Genomic DNA, 15,870 nt, shown 5'->3' with positions numbered 1-15,870 from the left:
GCCGCTCTGCATCCACCGGCCGCTCCGAGCAGCTAGGTGTTCTGTTCGCTGAGGTCGCGTACGCGCTCGACAGCCGGGTGGCCGGGAAGGGCGTAGGTGGCGTGCGGGAGGGCGGTCACCAGGCCGTCTTCGACGAGGGTGCTCAGGGCGCGGGTGCGCTGGGTGTCGTCCGGCCAGACGAGGTCGAGCCGGGCGAGCGGGACGGGGGCGGTCGCGTCCCGCAGCACCGCCAGCAGCAGGCCGCGTACCTGGCGGTCGGTGCCGGCGTAGCGCTGGGGGCGGCGGGTCGGACCGGTCGGCGGCAGCGCGCCCGAGGCTCGCCAGGCGCAGCGGTCGGCGAGCGGGCAGTCCACGCACCGGGGCGCGCGGGCGGTGCAGACCAACGCCCCCAATTCCATGAACGCGGCGCTGGCCCGAGCCGCCCTGGCCGGCTCCACCGGCAGCAGTTCCGCGGTGGCGACCAGGTCGGACGGGCGGGTTGCCGCACCCGCGTCCGCCGCGCCGGCCACCGCCCGAGCCACCAACCGTCGTACGTTCGTGTCCACCACCGGGTGCCGCTGCCCGTACGCGAACGCGAGCACCGCCCGTGCCGTGTAGTCACCGACGCCGGGCAGGGCGAGCAGGGCGGTCAGCTCGGCCGGCACCTCGCCACCGTGCCGCTCCACCAGCGCCACCGCGCAGTCCCGCAGACGCAGCGCCCGACGGGGGTAGCCGAGCCGCCCCCACATCCTGATCGCCTCGCCGGGCGGGTCCGCCGCCAGTTCGGCCGGCCCCGGCCAGCGGGCCAGCCACGCCCGCCAGGCGGGCAGGACGCGTACCACCGGGGTCTGCTGCAACATGACCTCGCTGACCAGCACCGCCCAGGCGGCCACGCCGGGCTCCCGCCACGGCAGGTCACGCGCGTTCTCGTCGTACCACCGGATGGCCACGGTGGCGAGCGTTGGTTCGGACATCGCGCCCGATCCTGTCACGGCCGTCGGTGCCGCGACAGCGGGCCGTGCCGGGCGCCGATCGCCAGCCACCATCCCGCAGCGTGGACCGCGGACCGGTCAGGGACGGGAGACGGGCACCGATCGGGCAGAATGCCCGGATGAGCCAGCTCGCGATCACCGTCATCGGTCATGACCGGCCCGGCATCGTGGCCGACGTGGCGGAGCTGCTCGCCCGGCTCGGCGCCAACCTGACCGACTCGACCATGACCCGGTTGCGTGGGCACTTCGCGATGACGCTGATCTGCGTCGGCCCGACCGCCGACGAGGTCGAGGCCGCGCTGGTCCCGCTGCGCGCGGACGGTCAACTGCTCGCCACCGTACGGTCCGTCCAGGCGGACGGGGAACAGCCGCCGACCGGAGAGCCGTACGTGCTCGCGGTCCACGGCGCCGACCGTCTCGGCATCGTCGCCACGGTTACCCGGGTGCTGGCCGAGTACGGCGGCAACGTCACCGACCTCACCACCCGGCTCAGCGGGCAGCTCTATCTGATCGTGGCCGAGGTCGACCTGCCGCCCGGCACCGCTGGCCCGCTCGCCACCCGGCTGAGCGAGGTGGCCGCCGGTCTGGATGTCGAGGTGACGCTACGGCGAGCCGACTCGGACCTGCTGTGACCGCCGAGGACACCGGCAAGGCGACCGCAGCAGAGACCGCCGAGGACACCGGCAAGGTCACCTCGGAGGAGACCGGCGGGGTGACCGCTGGCGATGCGGCCCCGGCCGAAGGGGGTTCGGCGGCGGTCACCCAGGCCGTCGGACTGGACGGCTGGACCCCTGCGACCCTGACCGCGCTCGGTGTGGTGGGACGGGTGCGACCCGTCGTCTGCGCGCCCGACCCGGTGCTGAGCCGGGCCGGCAGCGACGTCGACCCGACAGCCGACGAGGTGGTGCAGCTCGCCGCTGACCTGATCGCCACCATGCGCGCCTCGCCCGGGTGCGTCGGGCTGGCGGCGCCGCAGATCGGCGTCGGGGCGCGGGTGTTCGCGGTCGACGTGACCGGTCATCCCAAGGCGGTGACCGTGCACGGCACCTTCGTGCTGTGCAACGCGACCGTGGTCGAGGCGAGCCGGTGGCGGCCGGGCCGGGAGGGCTGCATGTCGGTGCCGGACCTGACCGGTGACGTCAAACGGGCCAGCCGGCTCGTGGTGACCGGCGAACTGCCCGGTACGGGCGAGCCGGTCCGGCTGGTGGCGGACGGCTTCGAGGCACGGGCGTTGCAGCACGAAATCGACCACTGCGCCGGTCTGCTGTTCCTCGACCGGGTGGCGGGTGCGCACGCGGTGTACCAACGCAAGGTCTACCTGTGATCATGGCCGGATCGGCTTGGCCCACAGGGGATTCCGGGCTCTCGAACCGGCGATTCCGGCCCCGCGAACCCCGGCGCGTCGCCCGAGTCCGCCGAGTGCACCCCGATACGGTGAACGCATCATGCGTTTGACGGTTGGCCCCCTGTCACCCGCCGTCTATTGGCGGCGTCGAGCCGTCGTGCTCGGCGCGGGTTTGCTTTTTCTCATCGTCGTCCTGTGGTCGTGCACCCAGCAGCCGGACAAGCCCGGTTCGAACGCGGCAAATACCACGCCGACGACGCCGGCCGGGGTGCAGCCCACCTCGTCGGTGCTCACCCCGGAGAGCGGTGCGCCGGCTTCGGATCCGGCGGCGGACCCGTCGGCCGGCGTCGACCCGGCAGCGGGCGACCCGCAGCAGCCGGCGGGCGGTGATCCGGCGGGCGGTGACCCGGTGGTACCGCCGGCCGGGACGGTCCCGGACGTGCCGCCGCCGGCCGCCGGTTCGTGCACCGACGAGGAGATCTCGGTGGTGCCGGTGCCGCTGGCGAAGTCGATCCGGCAGGGCGGGACGGTCGGCCTGCAACTCGAGGTCAAGAACACGTCGAACCGCACCTGTAGCCGTGACCTGGGCGCCGACCTCCAGGAACTGTTCATCAAGCGCGGTGCGGAGCGGGTCTGGTCGTCGGACACCTGCGGGGCGAAGGGCACCAGCGTGGTGACGCTCGTGCCGAACGTCAAGCACACCTTCCAGGCCGACTGGAACGGCAACCGCGACACCAAGTGCAGCGGTGCCCTGGCGGCCGGACCGGACGCGGAGGCCGGCGAGTATCAGATCTTCGCTCGGCTCGGCACCAAGCACAGCGACCCGGTGACGTTCACCATCACCGGCTGAGCGTCGGCCTTCACCCCGGACTGAACCCGGTCGCCACCCACGCCGGGGCGTGGACGGCGGCCGGGTGGCGGGCCGAGTTCAGACGTACCGCTCCAGGATGGACGCTTCGGCGAGCCGGGAGAGGCCTTCGCGTACGCCACGGGCCCGCGCGTCGCCGACGCCGTCGACCGCCTGCAGGTCCTCGACGGTGGCGCCGAGCAACTGCTGCAGGCTGCCGAAGTGACCGACCAGCCGGTCGACCACCGCGCCGGGCAGCCGGGGCACCTTGGCGAGCAACCGGAATCCGCGTGGGCTGACCGCCGCGTCCAGCGCGTCGGAGGCACCCGGGTAGCCGATGGCCTTCGCCACCGCGACCAGGTCGATCAGCTCGGTGGCGGTGAGCAGGTCGAGTTCGACCAGCGCCTCGTCGAGCGTACGGGCCTTGCGTCCGGTGGGCAGGTAGTCACGGATCACCAGGGTCCGGTCGGCGTCGACGCCGGCCATCAGCTCGTCCAGTTGCAGGGCGAGCAGTCGACCGTCGGTGCCGAGTTCCACTACGTAACCGGCGATCTCGTCGGCGATCCGGCGCACCATCTCCAGCCGCTGCACCACGGCCACCGCGTCCCGTACGGTGACCAGGTCCTCGATCTCCAGCGCGGAGAGCGTGCCGGAGACCTCGTCGAGTCGCAGCTTGTAGCGTTCCAGCGTGGCGAGCGCCTGGTTGGCCCGGGACAGGATCGCCGCCGAGTCGTCCAGCACGTGCCGCTGGCCGTTGACGTAGAGGCTGATGATCCGCATCGACTGGCTGACCGAGATGACCGGGTAGCCGGTCTGCCGGGCGACTCGTTCCGCGGTGCGGTGCCGGGTGCCGGACTCCTCGGTCGGGATCGACGGGTCGGGCATCAGGTGCACGGCCGCCCGTACGATCCGGGTGCCGTCGCTGGAGAGCACGACCGCACCGTCCATCTTGCACAGTTCGCGTACGCGGGTCGCGGAGAACTCGACGTCGAGCGGGAAGCCACCGGTGCAGAGCGTCTCGACGACCTTGTCGTAGCCGAGCACGATCAACGCGCCGGTACGGCCGCGCAGGATGCGCTCCAGCCCGTCGCGCAGGGCGGTGCCCGGCGCCATCAGCGCGAGATTTGCGCGCAGCGGGTCGCCGGTGGTTCCGGGTACGTTCACGGTCACCCCCGCGCTGATGGTGCGTGCCAGAGAACCCACGGCGCTGCCGTTGGCCGGGGCACTCGCGCCAGCGCTTCTGCTCGCGTCGCGGTCGGTCGGCACCCGGACAGTCTACGGACCGGCATGCACTCGGTGCTGCCGCGGTTACTGTGATGTGCCACTGCGCCCGTTTCCCTTCGCCGCGATCGGGGTCCACGCCACGGTGGCGCTGACCATCCGGGGTCTGTCAGATTCGGTCGTACCAGGATCTATCAGGGACTTTCCGGTCACTCGGCCGACACCCGCGCGGCCTGCTGCAGGGCCGATCGTACGTCGGTGACCTCCAATACCCGCATGTTCTCCTGGCTCACCCCGGTCGATTCGGGTCCGCAGCCCTGCGGCACCAGGGCGAAGCGGAAGCCCAGCCGGGCCGCCTCGGCCAGTCGCCGGGGCACCGCGCCGACCCGGCGCACCTCGCCGGTGAGGCCGACCTCCCCGATCGCCACCAGGTTGGGGGCGATGGCGAGGTTGAGCCCGCCGGACGCGACAGCGAGCGCCACCGCCAGGTCGGCGGCGGGCTCGACCACCCGGATCCCGCCCACGGTGGCGGCGAAGACCTCCCGGTCGTGCAGGGTCAGCCGCTCCGTACGGCGTTGCAGCACGGCGAGCACCATGGCCAGCCGGGCCGAGTCGAGGCCGGAGACCGTACGCCGTGGTGAGCCGGCGACGGTGGCGCCGATCAGTGCCTGGACCTCGGTCAGCAGGGCCCGTCGCCCCTCCATTGCCACCGTCACGCAGGTGCCCGGCACCGGCTCGGTGTAGCGGGTGAGGAACAGTCCGGACGGGTCGGCCAGGCTGCTGATCCCGCCCTCGTGCATCTCGAAACAGCCGACCTCGTCGGCGGCGCCGAACCGGTTCTTGACCCCGCGCACCATCCGCAGCGAGGAGTGCTTGTCGCCCTCGAAGTGCAGCACCACGTCGACCAGGTGCTCCAGCACCCGCGGGCCGGCGACCTGGCCGTCCTTGGTGACGTGGCCCACCAGTACGACGGCGACGCCGCGTTCCTTGGCGACCGACACCAGCGCGGCGGTGACCGCCCGGACCTGGGTCACCCCGCCCGGCACCCCGTCGCTGTCCTGGGTGGCGATGGTCTGCACCGAGTCGAGCACCAGCAGACCGGGCTTGACCGCGTCGAGGTGGCCGAGCACCGCACCGAGGTCGTTCTCGGCGGCCAGGTAGAGCTGTTCGTGCAGGGTCCCCATCCGCTCGGCCCGCAGCCGCACCTGGCTGACCGACTCCTCGCCGCTGACGACCAGGGACGGGCTGCCGGCGACGGCAGCCCACTGCTGCGCCACGTCGAGCAGGAGGGTGGACTTGCCGACACCTGGCTCACCGGCGAGCAGCACCACCGCGCCGGGCACCAGGCCGCCGCCGAGCACCCGGTCCAACTCGCCGATGCCGGTCGGTCGGGCCTTGGCCGGGGCGGCGCTGATGGTCGCGATCGGTCGGGCCGGCTCGCCCGGCACGCGGGAGCTGACCACCCGGCCGGCGACCGTCGGTCCGCTGACGGTCTCGATCACCGCACCCCACTCGCCGCACTCGGGGCAGCGGCCGACCCACTTGGGTGGCTGGTGCCCGCAGGCGTCGCACTGGTAGGCGGGCCGGGGCTCACGGGCCGCGGCTCGGGAGCGCGTGGGGGTCGCGCGGGGAGCGGGGGGCGGGGTCACCCCGCGACGTTAGCCAATCCGTACGACGAAACGGGCCGGTCGTGGTCACTGCCACGCCGGCCCGGTTCGGAGATCTTGTGGTGCACCGGCGTCCGCCGGCCTCGCTGGATGCCGAGGATCAGCCCTCGTGGCCCTCGCCACCGACGATCGGGGTGGCCGGCGGTGCGGCCGTCAGCGGGATCGCGACCGGGGCGGGCGTCTGGATCTGCTGACCGCCGAAGTCGAAGACCAGTTCCACCGACTGTCCCGGCCGCAGCGCCTCGTGGAGCCCGGCGAGCTGCAGGAAGCTGCCGCTGGTGGGGTTCAGCACGACGTACTCGTGCGCCGGGATCTCGATCTTCGCCGGCTGGTTGATCGGCGCCTGGCTGGTCGCGGCGGCGCTGGGCGAGGGGGAACCGCTCGCGGCCCCCGACGGGCTGCCGCTCGGCGAACCGGACGGGCTGCCGCTGGGTGAGCCGGAGGGGCTGCCGCTCGGCGAACCGGACGGGCTGCCGCTGGGTGAGGCCGGCGCCGACGGCGAGGCGCTGGACGCGCTGGGCTGCGGGCTCGGCGCCAGCTTCCCGCCGAGCACCACGCCCTGGGCGCTGGTGGTGGTGACCGACACCGTCACCGGTTTCGCTGAGTCGTTGTAGATGGTCACCTCGATCGGCGCGTCCGAGCCGGCCGGGTAGCCCTTGGTGTCCTTGTAGACGACCGCGAGGTTACGCAGCTTGAAGGCATCGTCCGCCGTCTGGGTGTTCACTCCGGAGACGGTCGGCCGCATGGCCGCGGTCTCGGCGATCTGACCCGTCCCGCACCCGGAGAGCAGCAGAGCGGCAGCGGTCGCCGCACCGCCCAGCAGCAGCGCGGCCCGCCGGGGTCGCCTGATCGAGCGCGTCACGTCGGTCCTCCTCGTTGCGATCCGCGCCCAGCTGACACCGGGCGCGGTGGCCATACCCGCGCAGACCGGCCTCCAGGGTAGTGGGGTGTCGTCCCGTCCCGTACGCCGACCCGGTTAACCGGTGCGCACGGCACTGACCAGGGAGAACCCGCCTACACCACCCGTCCGCTGGCAACCAGGAGCACCACGTCGATCACGGCCACCAGCATCACCGCCCGGAATACTCCGATGCCGCGTTCGCCCCGGCGGCCGGCCGAGCGGCTGGCGTACCAGCCGGCGGGGAGGACCACCGCGGCGGCCGCGATGGCCGCGAGCCCCGCCCACGACGGCGGTCCGGACGGGCCGAAGACCAACACCGCGGTCGCGGTGAGCAGCAGTACGGCGGCGGCGACCCGCGAGCCGGCCGGGCCGATCCGGTGCGGCAGCCCACGCACCCCCGTACGGGCGTCGTCGTCGAGGTCCGGCAGCACGTTCGCGAAGTGGGCACCGGCGCCGAGCAGCGCTCCCGCCGCGACCAGCCAGCCGGGCGGTGCGGGCGATCCGGGCAGGGCGAGTACGACGAACGCCGGCAGGGTGCCGAACGAGACCGCGTACGGCAGCACGGAGGCCGGGGTGAACTTGAGCGGCCAGTTGTAGAGCAGGGCGGAGAGCAGTGCCACGGTGATCGCCGCCGCCGCGGTCGGGTTGAGCAGCAGCCCGAGCGCCGGGGTGGCGAGTGCGGCGGCAACCCCGCACAGCAGCACCAGGCGGCGGTCGAGCGTCCCGTTGGCCAGCGGTTTGTCGGTCCGGCCGACGGCCATGTCCCGGTCGGCGTCGAGCCGGTCGTTGAGCCAGCCGACCGCCAACTGGGTCGCCAGTACGGTCGCCGCCACCGCGACGATGCCGCCGACCCGGTGTCCGACCCCCCACGCGAGTAGTGCCGACACGCCGGTCACGGCGACCGCCGGCTCGGGGTGACTCGCCCGGACCAGGCCTAACACCATTCGCGACATAGAAGAAGTCTGTTCGTTACCGGCGAGTCGTGCCAGGCTCAACGCCATGGCGAGTGAGGATCCCGAGGTGGGCGACGTCGAGACGGCGCGTGCCGGGATTCCGGCCCGGCCGCGTAATGATCCACGACAGTACGACGATCTGGCCGACGAGTGGTGGCGGCCGGATGGTGTCTTCGCGATGTTGCACTGGTTGGCGCAGGCGCGGGCGCAACTGGTGCCGACGGCGACCCGCGCCGGGGCGGTCCTGGTCGACGTGGGCTGCGGCGCGGGTCTGCTTGCCCCGCACGTGGCGGGGCACGGTTACCGGCACGTCGGGGTGGACCTGACCCGGTCGGCGCTCGCCCAGGCCGCCGGGCACGGGGTGGTGCCGGTCAACGGCGACGCCACGGCGCTGCCGTTGGCGGACCGCTGCGCCGACGTGGTGGCCGCGGGTGAGGTGCTGGAGCACGTACCGGACTGGCGGGCGGCGGTGGCCGAGGCGTGTCGGGTGCTCCGTCCGGGCGGGACGCTGGTGTTGGACACGCTCAACGACACGGCGATCAGCCGGTTGGTGGCGGTGACGCTCGCGGAGCGGGTGCGCGGGGTGCCCCGGGGGATCCACGACCCCCGGTTGTTCGTGGACGCGCGGGCGCTGGTCGCCGAGTGCGCCCGGCACGGCGTTGCCCTGCGGCTGCGGGGGATCCGCCCGGCTGTGCCGGGGCTGTTGCGCTGGCTGGCCCGCCAGTCGGCCAACGGTGCCGGCAAGGCGGTGGCGGGCTCGGCTGACGGCGGCGGGGTGGTCGCAGGGTCGGCGGGTGGCGGGAGCGCTCCGGCCACGAGGTCGGCCGGCGCCGACGGCGGGCGCGGCGTGATCGGGCGGGCCGGCAGCGGCCGGGGTACGCCCCGGATCGTGCCGACCCGGTCGACGGCGGTGCTCTACCAGGGCCGCGGGGTGAAGCACGGGTAGGGGTCGAGGAACGGGTACGGGCTGGAGCACGGGTAGGTAGGGGTCGAAGCACGGGATGGGCAGGCGGTAGCCGGCGGTACGGGTGACGTGCAGGAGGGGGCAGGTATGGCGGTGGACGCGCTCGGAACCGCGCGCCGGTTGGCGCCACGGTTGGCCGCGCGAGCGGCCGAGCATGACCGCGAGGGCACGTTTCCCGTTGAGGATTTCGTGGATCTCCGGGATGCGGGCCTGTTCGGGCTGATGGTGCCGGCGACGCTGGGCGGCATGGGTGCCCGCTTCGCCGAGTACGCGGCGGTCGCCACCGAACTCGCTCGGGGCAACGGTGCGACCGCACTCGTGTTCAATATGCACGCGTCGGTGACCGGTGCGCTCGGCGCGGTGACCGAGGAACTGGCCGAGGCGCTCGGCGTACCGGCCGAGGCGTTGGCGGCGCGGGACCGGCTGCTCGCCGAGGCGGCGGCCGGGGCCTGGTACGCCGTGGCGATGAGTGAACGGGGTGCCGGCGCCCGGCTGTCCCAGCTCTCCACCGTGTACGAGCCGGTCGACGGCGGTTTCCACATCAAGGGCGCGAAGACGTTCTGCTCCGGTGCCGGGCATGCGGACGCGTACCTGGTCGCGGCCCGCAGCGTCGCCGACCAGTCGGTGGTGTCGCAGTTCCTGGTGCCCGCGTCGGTGGACGGGCTGCGGGTCGAGCCGACCTGGGATTCGCTCGGCATGCGCGCGACGGCCTCGCACGACCTGCACCTGGACGTGACGGTGCCGGCGGACCGGCTGCTCGGCGGGGTGGAGGGGCTGGCCCTGGTGGTGGCGCAGTTGATGCCGCACTGGCTGGTGGCGAGCTACGCGGCGGTCTACGCGGGGGTGGCCCGGGCGGCGGTGGACGCGGCGGTAGCGCACGTCGACGCCCGCAACCTGGGCGAGTTGCCGGCGATCCGGGCCCGGATCGGTCGGGCGGACGCGGCGGTGGCCGCGGCCGAGCTGGTGGTGGCCGAGGCGGCCCGTCGGGTGGACTCCGAGCCCGGTGACGCGGAGACCAACCGCTGGGTGTGGCGGGCCAAGCTGCTCGCCGGCACCACGGCGGCAGAGGTGGCCGCCTCGATGTTGGAGGCGGCGGGGACCTCGGCGACCCGGCGGGGCCATCCGCTGGAGCGGCTCTACCGAGATGCCCGTTGCGGCTCGCTGCATCCGGCGACCTCCGACGTCTGCGCCGACTGGCTCGGTGTGGCGGCGATCGGTGGGGACCCGGACCGGGACGGGTCGGCACCCCGATGGTGAGCGGCGACGGTACGAGCGGGTTGCCGGTGATCGCCGGCCTGGGTGTCGCCCTGCCGCCCCGGGCGACGCAGAGTGATCTGTGGACGGGCTTCTTCGCCGAGCACTTCGGCGGTACGACCCGTGCGCTGGCCGAGCGGATCTTCGCGAACTCGGGGGTGGTGACCCGGCAGGCGGCGGTGAACCCGCTGCTGGAGGACGTTTCGGCCTGGCCGACCGAGCGGCGGATGCGTCGTTACCTGGTGGAGGCGTTGCCGCTGGGCAAGGAGGCGGTCGGCCGGGCGTTGACCGACGCCGGGCTTGCCGCCGGGGACGTGGGTCTGTTCGCGGTCTGTTCCTGCACCGGGTACGTCACCCCGGGCCTGGACATCCTGCTGGCCCGGGACATGGGCATGTCCACCGCCACCCAGCGGATCTTCATCGGGCACATGGGCTGTTACGCCGCGCTGCCCGGACTCGGCGCGGTGAGTGACTTCGTGGCCGCCCGTGGGCGACCGGCGCTGCTGCTCTGCGCCGAGCTGACCAGCCTGCACATCCAACCGTCGTCGGCCCGGGTGGACACCCAGCAGATCGTCTCGCACGCGCTTTTCTCGGACGCGGCGGTGGCCACGGTGCTCACCCCGGCCGGACGCCCCGGGTACGCGGTCCGCGAGGTCGTCGCGGTGACGGACACCTCGACGGCCGACCACATGACCTGGGACGTCACCGAGACGGGGTTCCGGATGGGGTTGTCCCCTCGGGTGCCGGAGGTGCTCGCGGCGCACGTACGTGGCCTGGTGGAGGACCTGCTGGCCCGGCACGGGCTGGGTATAGCCGAGGTGGACGGCTGGGCGGTGCATCCGGGCGGTCCCCGGATCCTCAACGTGGTCGAGCGGGAGTTGGGCCTGGCACCGGAGGCGCTGGCGGACTCCCGGGCCACCCTGGCCGAGTACGGCAACTGCTCGTCGCCGACGGTGTTGCTGATCCTCGATCGGTTGCGGTCCATGCCGGTGCCGCCGCGCCTGGTGGTGATGCTCGCGTTCGGCCCAGGTCTCACCCTGTACGCGACCCTGCTCGAATTCGCGGCCCCATGCTGACCGGCGCGAGCCCGAGTCCGAGCGGCACGAGCGGGGATCCCGCAGGCAGTGGCACGAGCGGGGATCTCCCAGGCAGCGGCACGAGCGGGGATCCGACGGGCGGCGGTCCGACGAGGGGTGACCGGGGTGTCGGTCTCCTGCTGGCGGCGGGAACGGCCGTGGTACTGGCGGTCGGGGGCTGGTGGTGGGTGTCCGCTGCACCCGCGCCGGCCGTGCCGGTCGCCGAACCGCCGGTCGTGCCGCAGGTGGTGCCGTCGGTCGGAGCGTCCGACCTGTTCCTGCTGATCGATCCGGCGACCGGGGACATGGTGCTGCCGGATGCCGGCAACGCGTTGCCGGAGTTTCCCGGGACGGTACGGCGGGACCTGTTCGCGGTGCACGAGGGAACCAGCACCGACTGGCCGGTCCCGGTCGAGCCCGGTGGGCGTTACCTCCTGCAGTACGTCTGCACCGGTCCGGGCGAGCTGACCATCCGGCTCGACGGCACCCGTACCGGGTCGACCGAGACGGCGTTGGTCTGCGGGGACGGGTTCACCAGCACCGAGGTGACCGCGGCGCAGTCGCGGATGGTCATCCAGGTGTCCCGCTCGCGTCCGCAGCCGGGACGGGCCGAGGTGGCGATCCAGTTGCTCTCCCTGTCCTGACCTGCCCCGGGCAGCACGGGTCCACGGGAGTCGGCCTCAACGACGGGTGAGTACGGGCAGGTCGGTCTGGTAGTCGGTGGGCGAGGTCAGGGTGGGCAGGACCCGGACGATCTCGCCGAACCGGTCGACCAGTACGGCGGTGGCGGCTCCGGGCTGTGGTTCCACCTGGATGGCGCCGCGCAGTTCCGCGGCGGGGTCGGCCAGCGCGCGCAGCGGTGCGCCGGCCACCGGTGGTGGGCTCGGCAGCGGGCTGGGTCGGGACTGGCCGCTGGTCACCACGATCACCGTCACCCCGACGGGTGCCGCCGAGGCGGTGGCCCGTACCTGGTCGGTGCAGGTGCAACTGTCGGTAAGCAGGATCACCGCGGGAAGCAGCCCGCGCAGGGCGACCGGGGTGGCGTTCGAGTCGACCAGGTCGAGCGCGGGCAGGGTGGCGAGCGCGGGCAGCGTACGGCCGGGGCTGCCGCCGGTGCTGGTGCGCGGTGCGGCGGGTTGGCGTTGCTGGCCGGGCCAGACGACGGCGAACAGGCTTCCGAGGGCGGCGATCAGCGCCAGCGGCATGATCAGCAGGGTGAGCCGGACCGCGCTGAGGCGGCGGGTGGAGCCGAGTCCGAGTCGTCGCCGCCAGGCCGAGCGCCGGGCCCGCTGGCGCAGCTCACGGCGGACCAGTGCCGCCTCGGCGGCCAGTTCGGCGGGGTCGTCGGGGATGACGATCGGGCCCCAGTCCGGTGGCAGGTCGGGCAGGCCGTCCGGCGGTCCGCCGTTTTCCGGCCAACCCTCGCTGTTTCCCGGCGTGCCCATCGTGCCCCCTGGCCGGTCACGTGATAATGGATCGGGCTCCTCGTCCAGCGTCCCGTACGGGGGCCCTTACCGCTAGTCTCCGGCGCCCCCTAAGGGGGAGAGATATGATTGAACCACCGGAACGCCCTACATCCGATTCTTCCGACTAGCCTCGCCGGCCGGTGATCCGGAGGTTACGCAGCGTGGTGGAACTCGTGGTCTGGCGGCCTGTCAAGCGGAAGAAAGACCTCTCACAGGGCCTCTGAGCTGCGCTAATGGTCAGGACTGAGGTGGGACATCGGTGCCTGAGCGTGTTACCCTAGACACAGCGAAAGGGGTTTCGAACCTATGGTTTTCAGTGTCGGCGAGACCGTTGTTTACCCCCACCACGGGGCCGCACTCATCGAGGCAATCGAGACTCGGGTCATCAAGGGCGAGCCAAAGCAGTACCTCGTCCTCAGGGTCGCTCAGGGTGACCTGACGGTCCGGGTGCCCGCTGAGAATGCCGAGATCGTCGGCGTCCGCGAAGTGGTTGGCGAAGAGGGCCTGGGCAAGGTCTTCGATGTCCTCCGGGCACCTCACACGGAGGAACCGACCAACTGGTCGCGGCGTTACAAGGCGAATCTGGAAAAGCTGGCTTCCGGAAACCCCCTGAAGGTGGCGGAGGTTGTTCGCGACCTTTGGCGCCGGGAGCGGGAGCGGGGCCTGTCGGCGGGTGAGAAGCGGATGCTCGCCAAGGCCCGTGACATCCTGGTCGGCGAGGTCGCGCTTGCCGAGAAGAGCACCAAGGACGAGGCGGAGAACCTCCTCGACAAGGTGCTCACCGAGGCGTAACACCCGAGTAGGGATGATCCGCCTGAATCCCTCTCACGGATTCGCAGAGAAGACGAGGACCGCGACGTGACCGCGCAGCTCAATCCGCGCGGTGACGTCGCGGTCCTCGTTCCTGCGGCGGGTGCCGGCGTACGACTGGGGCCTGGCGCTCCGAAGGCGCTCCGGCTGCTCGCCGGGGAGCCGCTGCTGGTACACGCGGTTCGCCGGATCGCGACCGCGCCGTCCGTACACACGATCGTGGTCGCCGCGCCGCCCGCCGAGGTCGAGTCCGTACGCCGACTGCTGGCACCGATCGCCGAGCTGACCGTGGTGGTCGGTGGCGCCACCCGGCAGGCATCGGTCGCCGCCGCGCTGGCCGCCGTACCGGACGGGCCGTCGATCGTGCTGGTGCACGACGCGGCACGGGCACTGATCCCACCGGTGCTGGTCGAGTCGGTCGCCGCGACCATCCGGGCCGGGCACGACGCCGCCATCCCGGTGCTGCCGGTGATCGACACGGTCAAGGAAGTCGATGCCGAAGGTCTGGTGCTCGGCACCGTGGACCGGTCGTCGTTGCGGGCCGTGCAGACGCCGCAGGGCTTCCGCCGGGAGGTGCTGGCCGCCGCGCACGCGGCCGCCGTCGACTCGCTCACCGACGACGCCGGCCTGGTGGAGAAGCAGGGCGTACGGGTCACCTGCGTGCCCGGATCGCCGTACGCCATGAAGATCACCCAGCCGTTCGACCTGGCCCTGGCCGAGCACCTGTTGCAGAGCCAGCCGGGCGACGCCTGACCGGTCCCGGGCCAGCCGCTCGGTACCCTGTCCCGGTGATCGTTCCCCGGGTCGGCATCGGCACCGACGTACACGCCTTCGAAGCTGGCCGGGCCTGCTGGGTGGCGGGCCTGCACTGGCCCGGCGTCGACGGGCTGGCCGGGCACTCCGACGGTGACGTGGCCGCGCACGCCGCCGGTGACGCGCTGCTCTCCGCCGCCATGCTGGGTGACCTCGGCGCCAACTTCGGCACCGACCGGCCGGAGTGGGCCGGTGCGGCCGGGGTGGTGCTGCTCGCCGAGACCGCCCGCCGGGTACGGGCCGCCGGTTTCGAGATCGGTAACGTGTCGATCCAGGTGATCGGTGTGAAGCCGAAGATCGGTCCCCGGCGCGACGAGGCCCAGCGGGTGCTGGCCGAGGCGGTCGGCGCCCCGGTGTCGGTCTCCGGTACGACCACCGACGGCCTCGGACTGACCGGTCGGGCCGAGGGGCTGGCCGGGCTCGCGGTGGCCCTGATCCATTCACGTTGACGGTGCCGGCCGTCCATTCCCGCCGAGGCGTGTTCGCCCGGCCCGTCTAGGCTCGGGCGGTGTCCAGCGACGCCGCACCCGAACAGCACGCCTCCGCCGACGACTACCTTCAGCGGGCCGACCTCATGGCCGAACTCGGCCGGTACGACGACGCCGTGGCCGAGTTGGGCTACGCCATCACCCTTGACCAGGCGAGCGTACGGGCGTGGACGATGCTCGCCCGGGTGCAGTTGGCGGCGGAACGCCCCGAGGATGCACTGGCCGCCGCCGACACCGCGGTTGCCGTGTCGACCGCGACGGCAGCCGTACCCGGTGCCGCGCCGGACTGGGCTGCTCCGCTGGTCGCCCGAGGGCTGGCCCTGGTCGACCTGCGCCGGTTCAAGGAGGCCGCCGAGGTCGCCGACGACCTACTGCGTCGGGGACCCGCGGACGCGTACGCCCAGCGCAGCGCCGCCGCGATCCTGGCCGACGCGCGCAACGGCCAGCCGGCGCTGAACGCGGCCTGGCGTGGGGTCGAGCTGGCCCCGCGCGAGGCGCAGGCGCACCTCGTGCTCGGCATGGTCGCCGCCCGGCTGAACCTGTTCGACCTCGCCGAGCGGGCCTACCGGGAGGCGTTGGAACTCGACCCGGAACTGGCCGAGGCCCGCAACGACGTCGGGCAGAGCCGGCTGGAGCGGCGCCGGTACGTGTGGGCGCTGGAGGAGGTGGCCGCGACCGTCGCGGTCACCCCGGTACGCACGAACAGCGCCCGGTCGGTCGGCGAGAGCCTGCTCCGCCTGGTCCTCTACGGCGCCGGTTACTCGATCGTGGCGGCGGTGCTGGTGGCGTTCATGGCCACCGGCAGCGGTGCCGGTTCGAGGCTCTGGGCGGCGCTGCTGGCGATCGCCGGCGGGGTGCTGCTGTGGCGGTTCGCCTCGGCCGTGCCCGGGCTGGTCCGGACGATCCTGCCCGAGCTGCTGCCCCGGGACCGGACCCTGGCCCTGGCGGTCTACGCGTCCCTGGCCGCGCCCGCGCTGATCCTGCTCTACGCCCTGCTCGGCTCCCCGTGGCCGCTGGTCCTGGCCATCGCCGCCGCCTCGGTGGCCGAACTGGCCGTCCTGCGCCGCTACGGCCCCGCCCCGAGCTGAGACCGG

The 15,870-nt window shown here is 73.0% G+C and carries 16 protein-coding genes and 1 pseudogene; 11 read left to right on the top strand and 6 right to left on the bottom strand.

Annotation, left to right across the window (positions count from 1 at the left end):
- Positions 1-32 precede the first annotated feature (32 nt).
- Positions 33-953 carry an A/G-specific adenine glycosylase gene (locus tag AB0J90_RS16575; RefSeq protein WP_363596599.1) on the bottom strand — a complete coding sequence of 307 codons (921 nt, stop codon included), beginning with the start codon at positions 951-953 and terminating at the stop codon, positions 33-35.
- 137 nt (positions 954-1,090) lie between these two features.
- Here AB0J90_RS16575 and AB0J90_RS16570 point away from each other — a divergent pair, with 137 nt between their 5' ends.
- The 3 genes from AB0J90_RS16570 to AB0J90_RS16560 all read left to right on the top strand — a co-directional run bounded on the left by AB0J90_RS16570 (position 1,091) and on the right by AB0J90_RS16560 (position 3,166).
- Positions 1,091-1,603 carry an ACT domain-containing protein gene (locus AB0J90_RS16570; protein ID WP_363596597.1) on the top strand — a complete coding sequence of 171 codons (513 nt, stop codon included), beginning with the start codon at positions 1,091-1,093 and terminating at the stop codon, positions 1,601-1,603.
- A gap of 143 nt (positions 1,604-1,746) precedes the next feature.
- Entirely contained in the window at positions 1,747-2,295 is a 549-nt protein-coding gene (locus tag AB0J90_RS16565; RefSeq protein ID WP_363596837.1) for a peptide deformylase, read from the top strand.
- 121 nt (positions 2,296-2,416) lie between these two features.
- A complete protein-coding gene (locus AB0J90_RS16560) occupies positions 2,417-3,166 on the top strand; it encodes a hypothetical protein (RefSeq protein ID WP_363596595.1) in 750 nt (249 codons plus the stop codon).
- Between the two features lie 78 nt (positions 3,167-3,244).
- Here AB0J90_RS16560 and disA read toward each other — a convergent pair whose 3' ends face one another.
- The 4 genes from disA to AB0J90_RS16540 all read right to left on the bottom strand — a co-directional run bounded on the left by disA (position 3,245) and on the right by AB0J90_RS16540 (position 7,905).
- A complete protein-coding gene (gene disA / locus AB0J90_RS16555) occupies positions 3,245-4,429 on the bottom strand; it encodes a DNA integrity scanning diadenylate cyclase DisA (RefSeq protein WP_326562185.1) in 1,185 nt (394 codons plus the stop codon).
- A 164-nt stretch (positions 4,430-4,593) separates the two neighbouring features.
- On the bottom strand, positions 4,594-6,033 hold the full coding sequence (gene radA / locus AB0J90_RS16550; protein WP_363596593.1) for a DNA repair protein RadA: 1,440 nt from the start codon (positions 6,031-6,033) through the stop codon (positions 4,594-4,596).
- Positions 6,034-6,151: 118 nt separating this feature from the next.
- Positions 6,152-6,913 (bottom strand): hypothetical protein, encoded by a 762-nt coding sequence (locus AB0J90_RS16545; protein ID WP_363596591.1) that lies wholly within the window; start codon positions 6,911-6,913, stop codon positions 6,152-6,154.
- A 152-nt stretch (positions 6,914-7,065) separates the two neighbouring features.
- Entirely contained in the window at positions 7,066-7,905 is an 840-nt protein-coding gene (locus AB0J90_RS16540; RefSeq protein ID WP_363596589.1) for a UbiA family prenyltransferase, read from the bottom strand.
- Between the two features lie 46 nt (positions 7,906-7,951).
- Between AB0J90_RS16540 and ubiG the strand changes: the two are divergent.
- The 4 genes and pseudogenes from ubiG to AB0J90_RS16520 form a co-directional block, all read left to right on the top strand.
- Positions 7,952-8,629: pseudogene (gene ubiG, locus AB0J90_RS16535) on the top strand (bifunctional 2-polyprenyl-6-hydroxyphenol methylase/3-demethylubiquinol 3-O-methyltransferase UbiG); the annotation flags it as partial.
- 327 nt (positions 8,630-8,956) lie between these two features.
- The gene (locus tag AB0J90_RS16530) at positions 8,957-10,126 is read left to right on the top strand and encodes an acyl-CoA dehydrogenase family protein (RefSeq protein ID WP_363596587.1); all 1,170 of its coding nucleotides are present in this window, start codon (positions 8,957-8,959) and stop codon (positions 10,124-10,126) included.
- A complete protein-coding gene (locus AB0J90_RS16525; protein WP_363596585.1) occupies positions 10,120-11,199 on the top strand; it encodes a type III polyketide synthase in 1,080 nt (359 codons plus the stop codon). Before AB0J90_RS16530 ends, AB0J90_RS16525 begins: the two co-directional genes overlap by 7 nt.
- Before the next feature lie 188 nt (positions 11,200-11,387).
- Positions 11,388-11,843 carry a hypothetical protein gene (locus tag AB0J90_RS16520; protein ID WP_363596583.1) on the top strand — a complete coding sequence of 152 codons (456 nt, stop codon included), beginning with the start codon at positions 11,388-11,390 and terminating at the stop codon, positions 11,841-11,843.
- A 36-nt stretch (positions 11,844-11,879) separates the two neighbouring features.
- On the opposite strand, the gene AB0J90_RS16515 is transcribed toward AB0J90_RS16520, so the two are convergent.
- Positions 11,880-12,644 carry a hypothetical protein gene (locus tag AB0J90_RS16515; RefSeq protein ID WP_363596581.1) on the bottom strand — a complete coding sequence of 255 codons (765 nt, stop codon included), beginning with the start codon at positions 12,642-12,644 and terminating at the stop codon, positions 11,880-11,882.
- A gap of 327 nt (positions 12,645-12,971) precedes the next feature.
- On the opposite strand from AB0J90_RS16515, the gene AB0J90_RS16510 reads away from it, so the two are divergent.
- The 4 genes from AB0J90_RS16510 (at position 12,972) to AB0J90_RS16495 (ending at position 15,864) form a co-directional block, all read left to right on the top strand.
- Complete coding sequence (locus AB0J90_RS16510; RefSeq protein ID WP_121157498.1) at positions 12,972-13,457, top strand: CarD family transcriptional regulator; 486 nt, start codon at positions 12,972-12,974, stop codon at positions 13,455-13,457.
- A 66-nt stretch (positions 13,458-13,523) separates the two neighbouring features.
- Positions 13,524-14,228, top strand: a complete 705-nt coding sequence (gene ispD / locus AB0J90_RS16505; RefSeq protein ID WP_363596579.1) for a 2-C-methyl-D-erythritol 4-phosphate cytidylyltransferase — start codon at positions 13,524-13,526, stop codon at positions 14,226-14,228.
- 35 nt (positions 14,229-14,263) lie between these two features.
- Complete coding sequence (gene ispF, locus AB0J90_RS16500) at positions 14,264-14,737, top strand: 2-C-methyl-D-erythritol 2,4-cyclodiphosphate synthase (RefSeq protein WP_363596578.1); 474 nt, start codon at positions 14,264-14,266, stop codon at positions 14,735-14,737.
- A 59-nt stretch (positions 14,738-14,796) separates the two neighbouring features.
- Positions 14,797-15,864, top strand: coding sequence for a tetratricopeptide repeat protein (locus tag AB0J90_RS16495; protein ID WP_363596576.1), 1,068 nt, complete (start codon positions 14,797-14,799; stop codon positions 15,862-15,864).
- The last annotated feature ends 6 nt before the right edge of the window (positions 15,865-15,870 follow it).

It is taken from the genome of Micromonospora sp. NPDC049523, from assembly GCF_040676775.1.
Classification (GTDB): Bacteria; Actinomycetota; Actinomycetes; order Mycobacteriales; family Micromonosporaceae; genus Micromonospora_G.
This window is presented reverse-complemented; position numbering and strand designations above follow the sequence as displayed.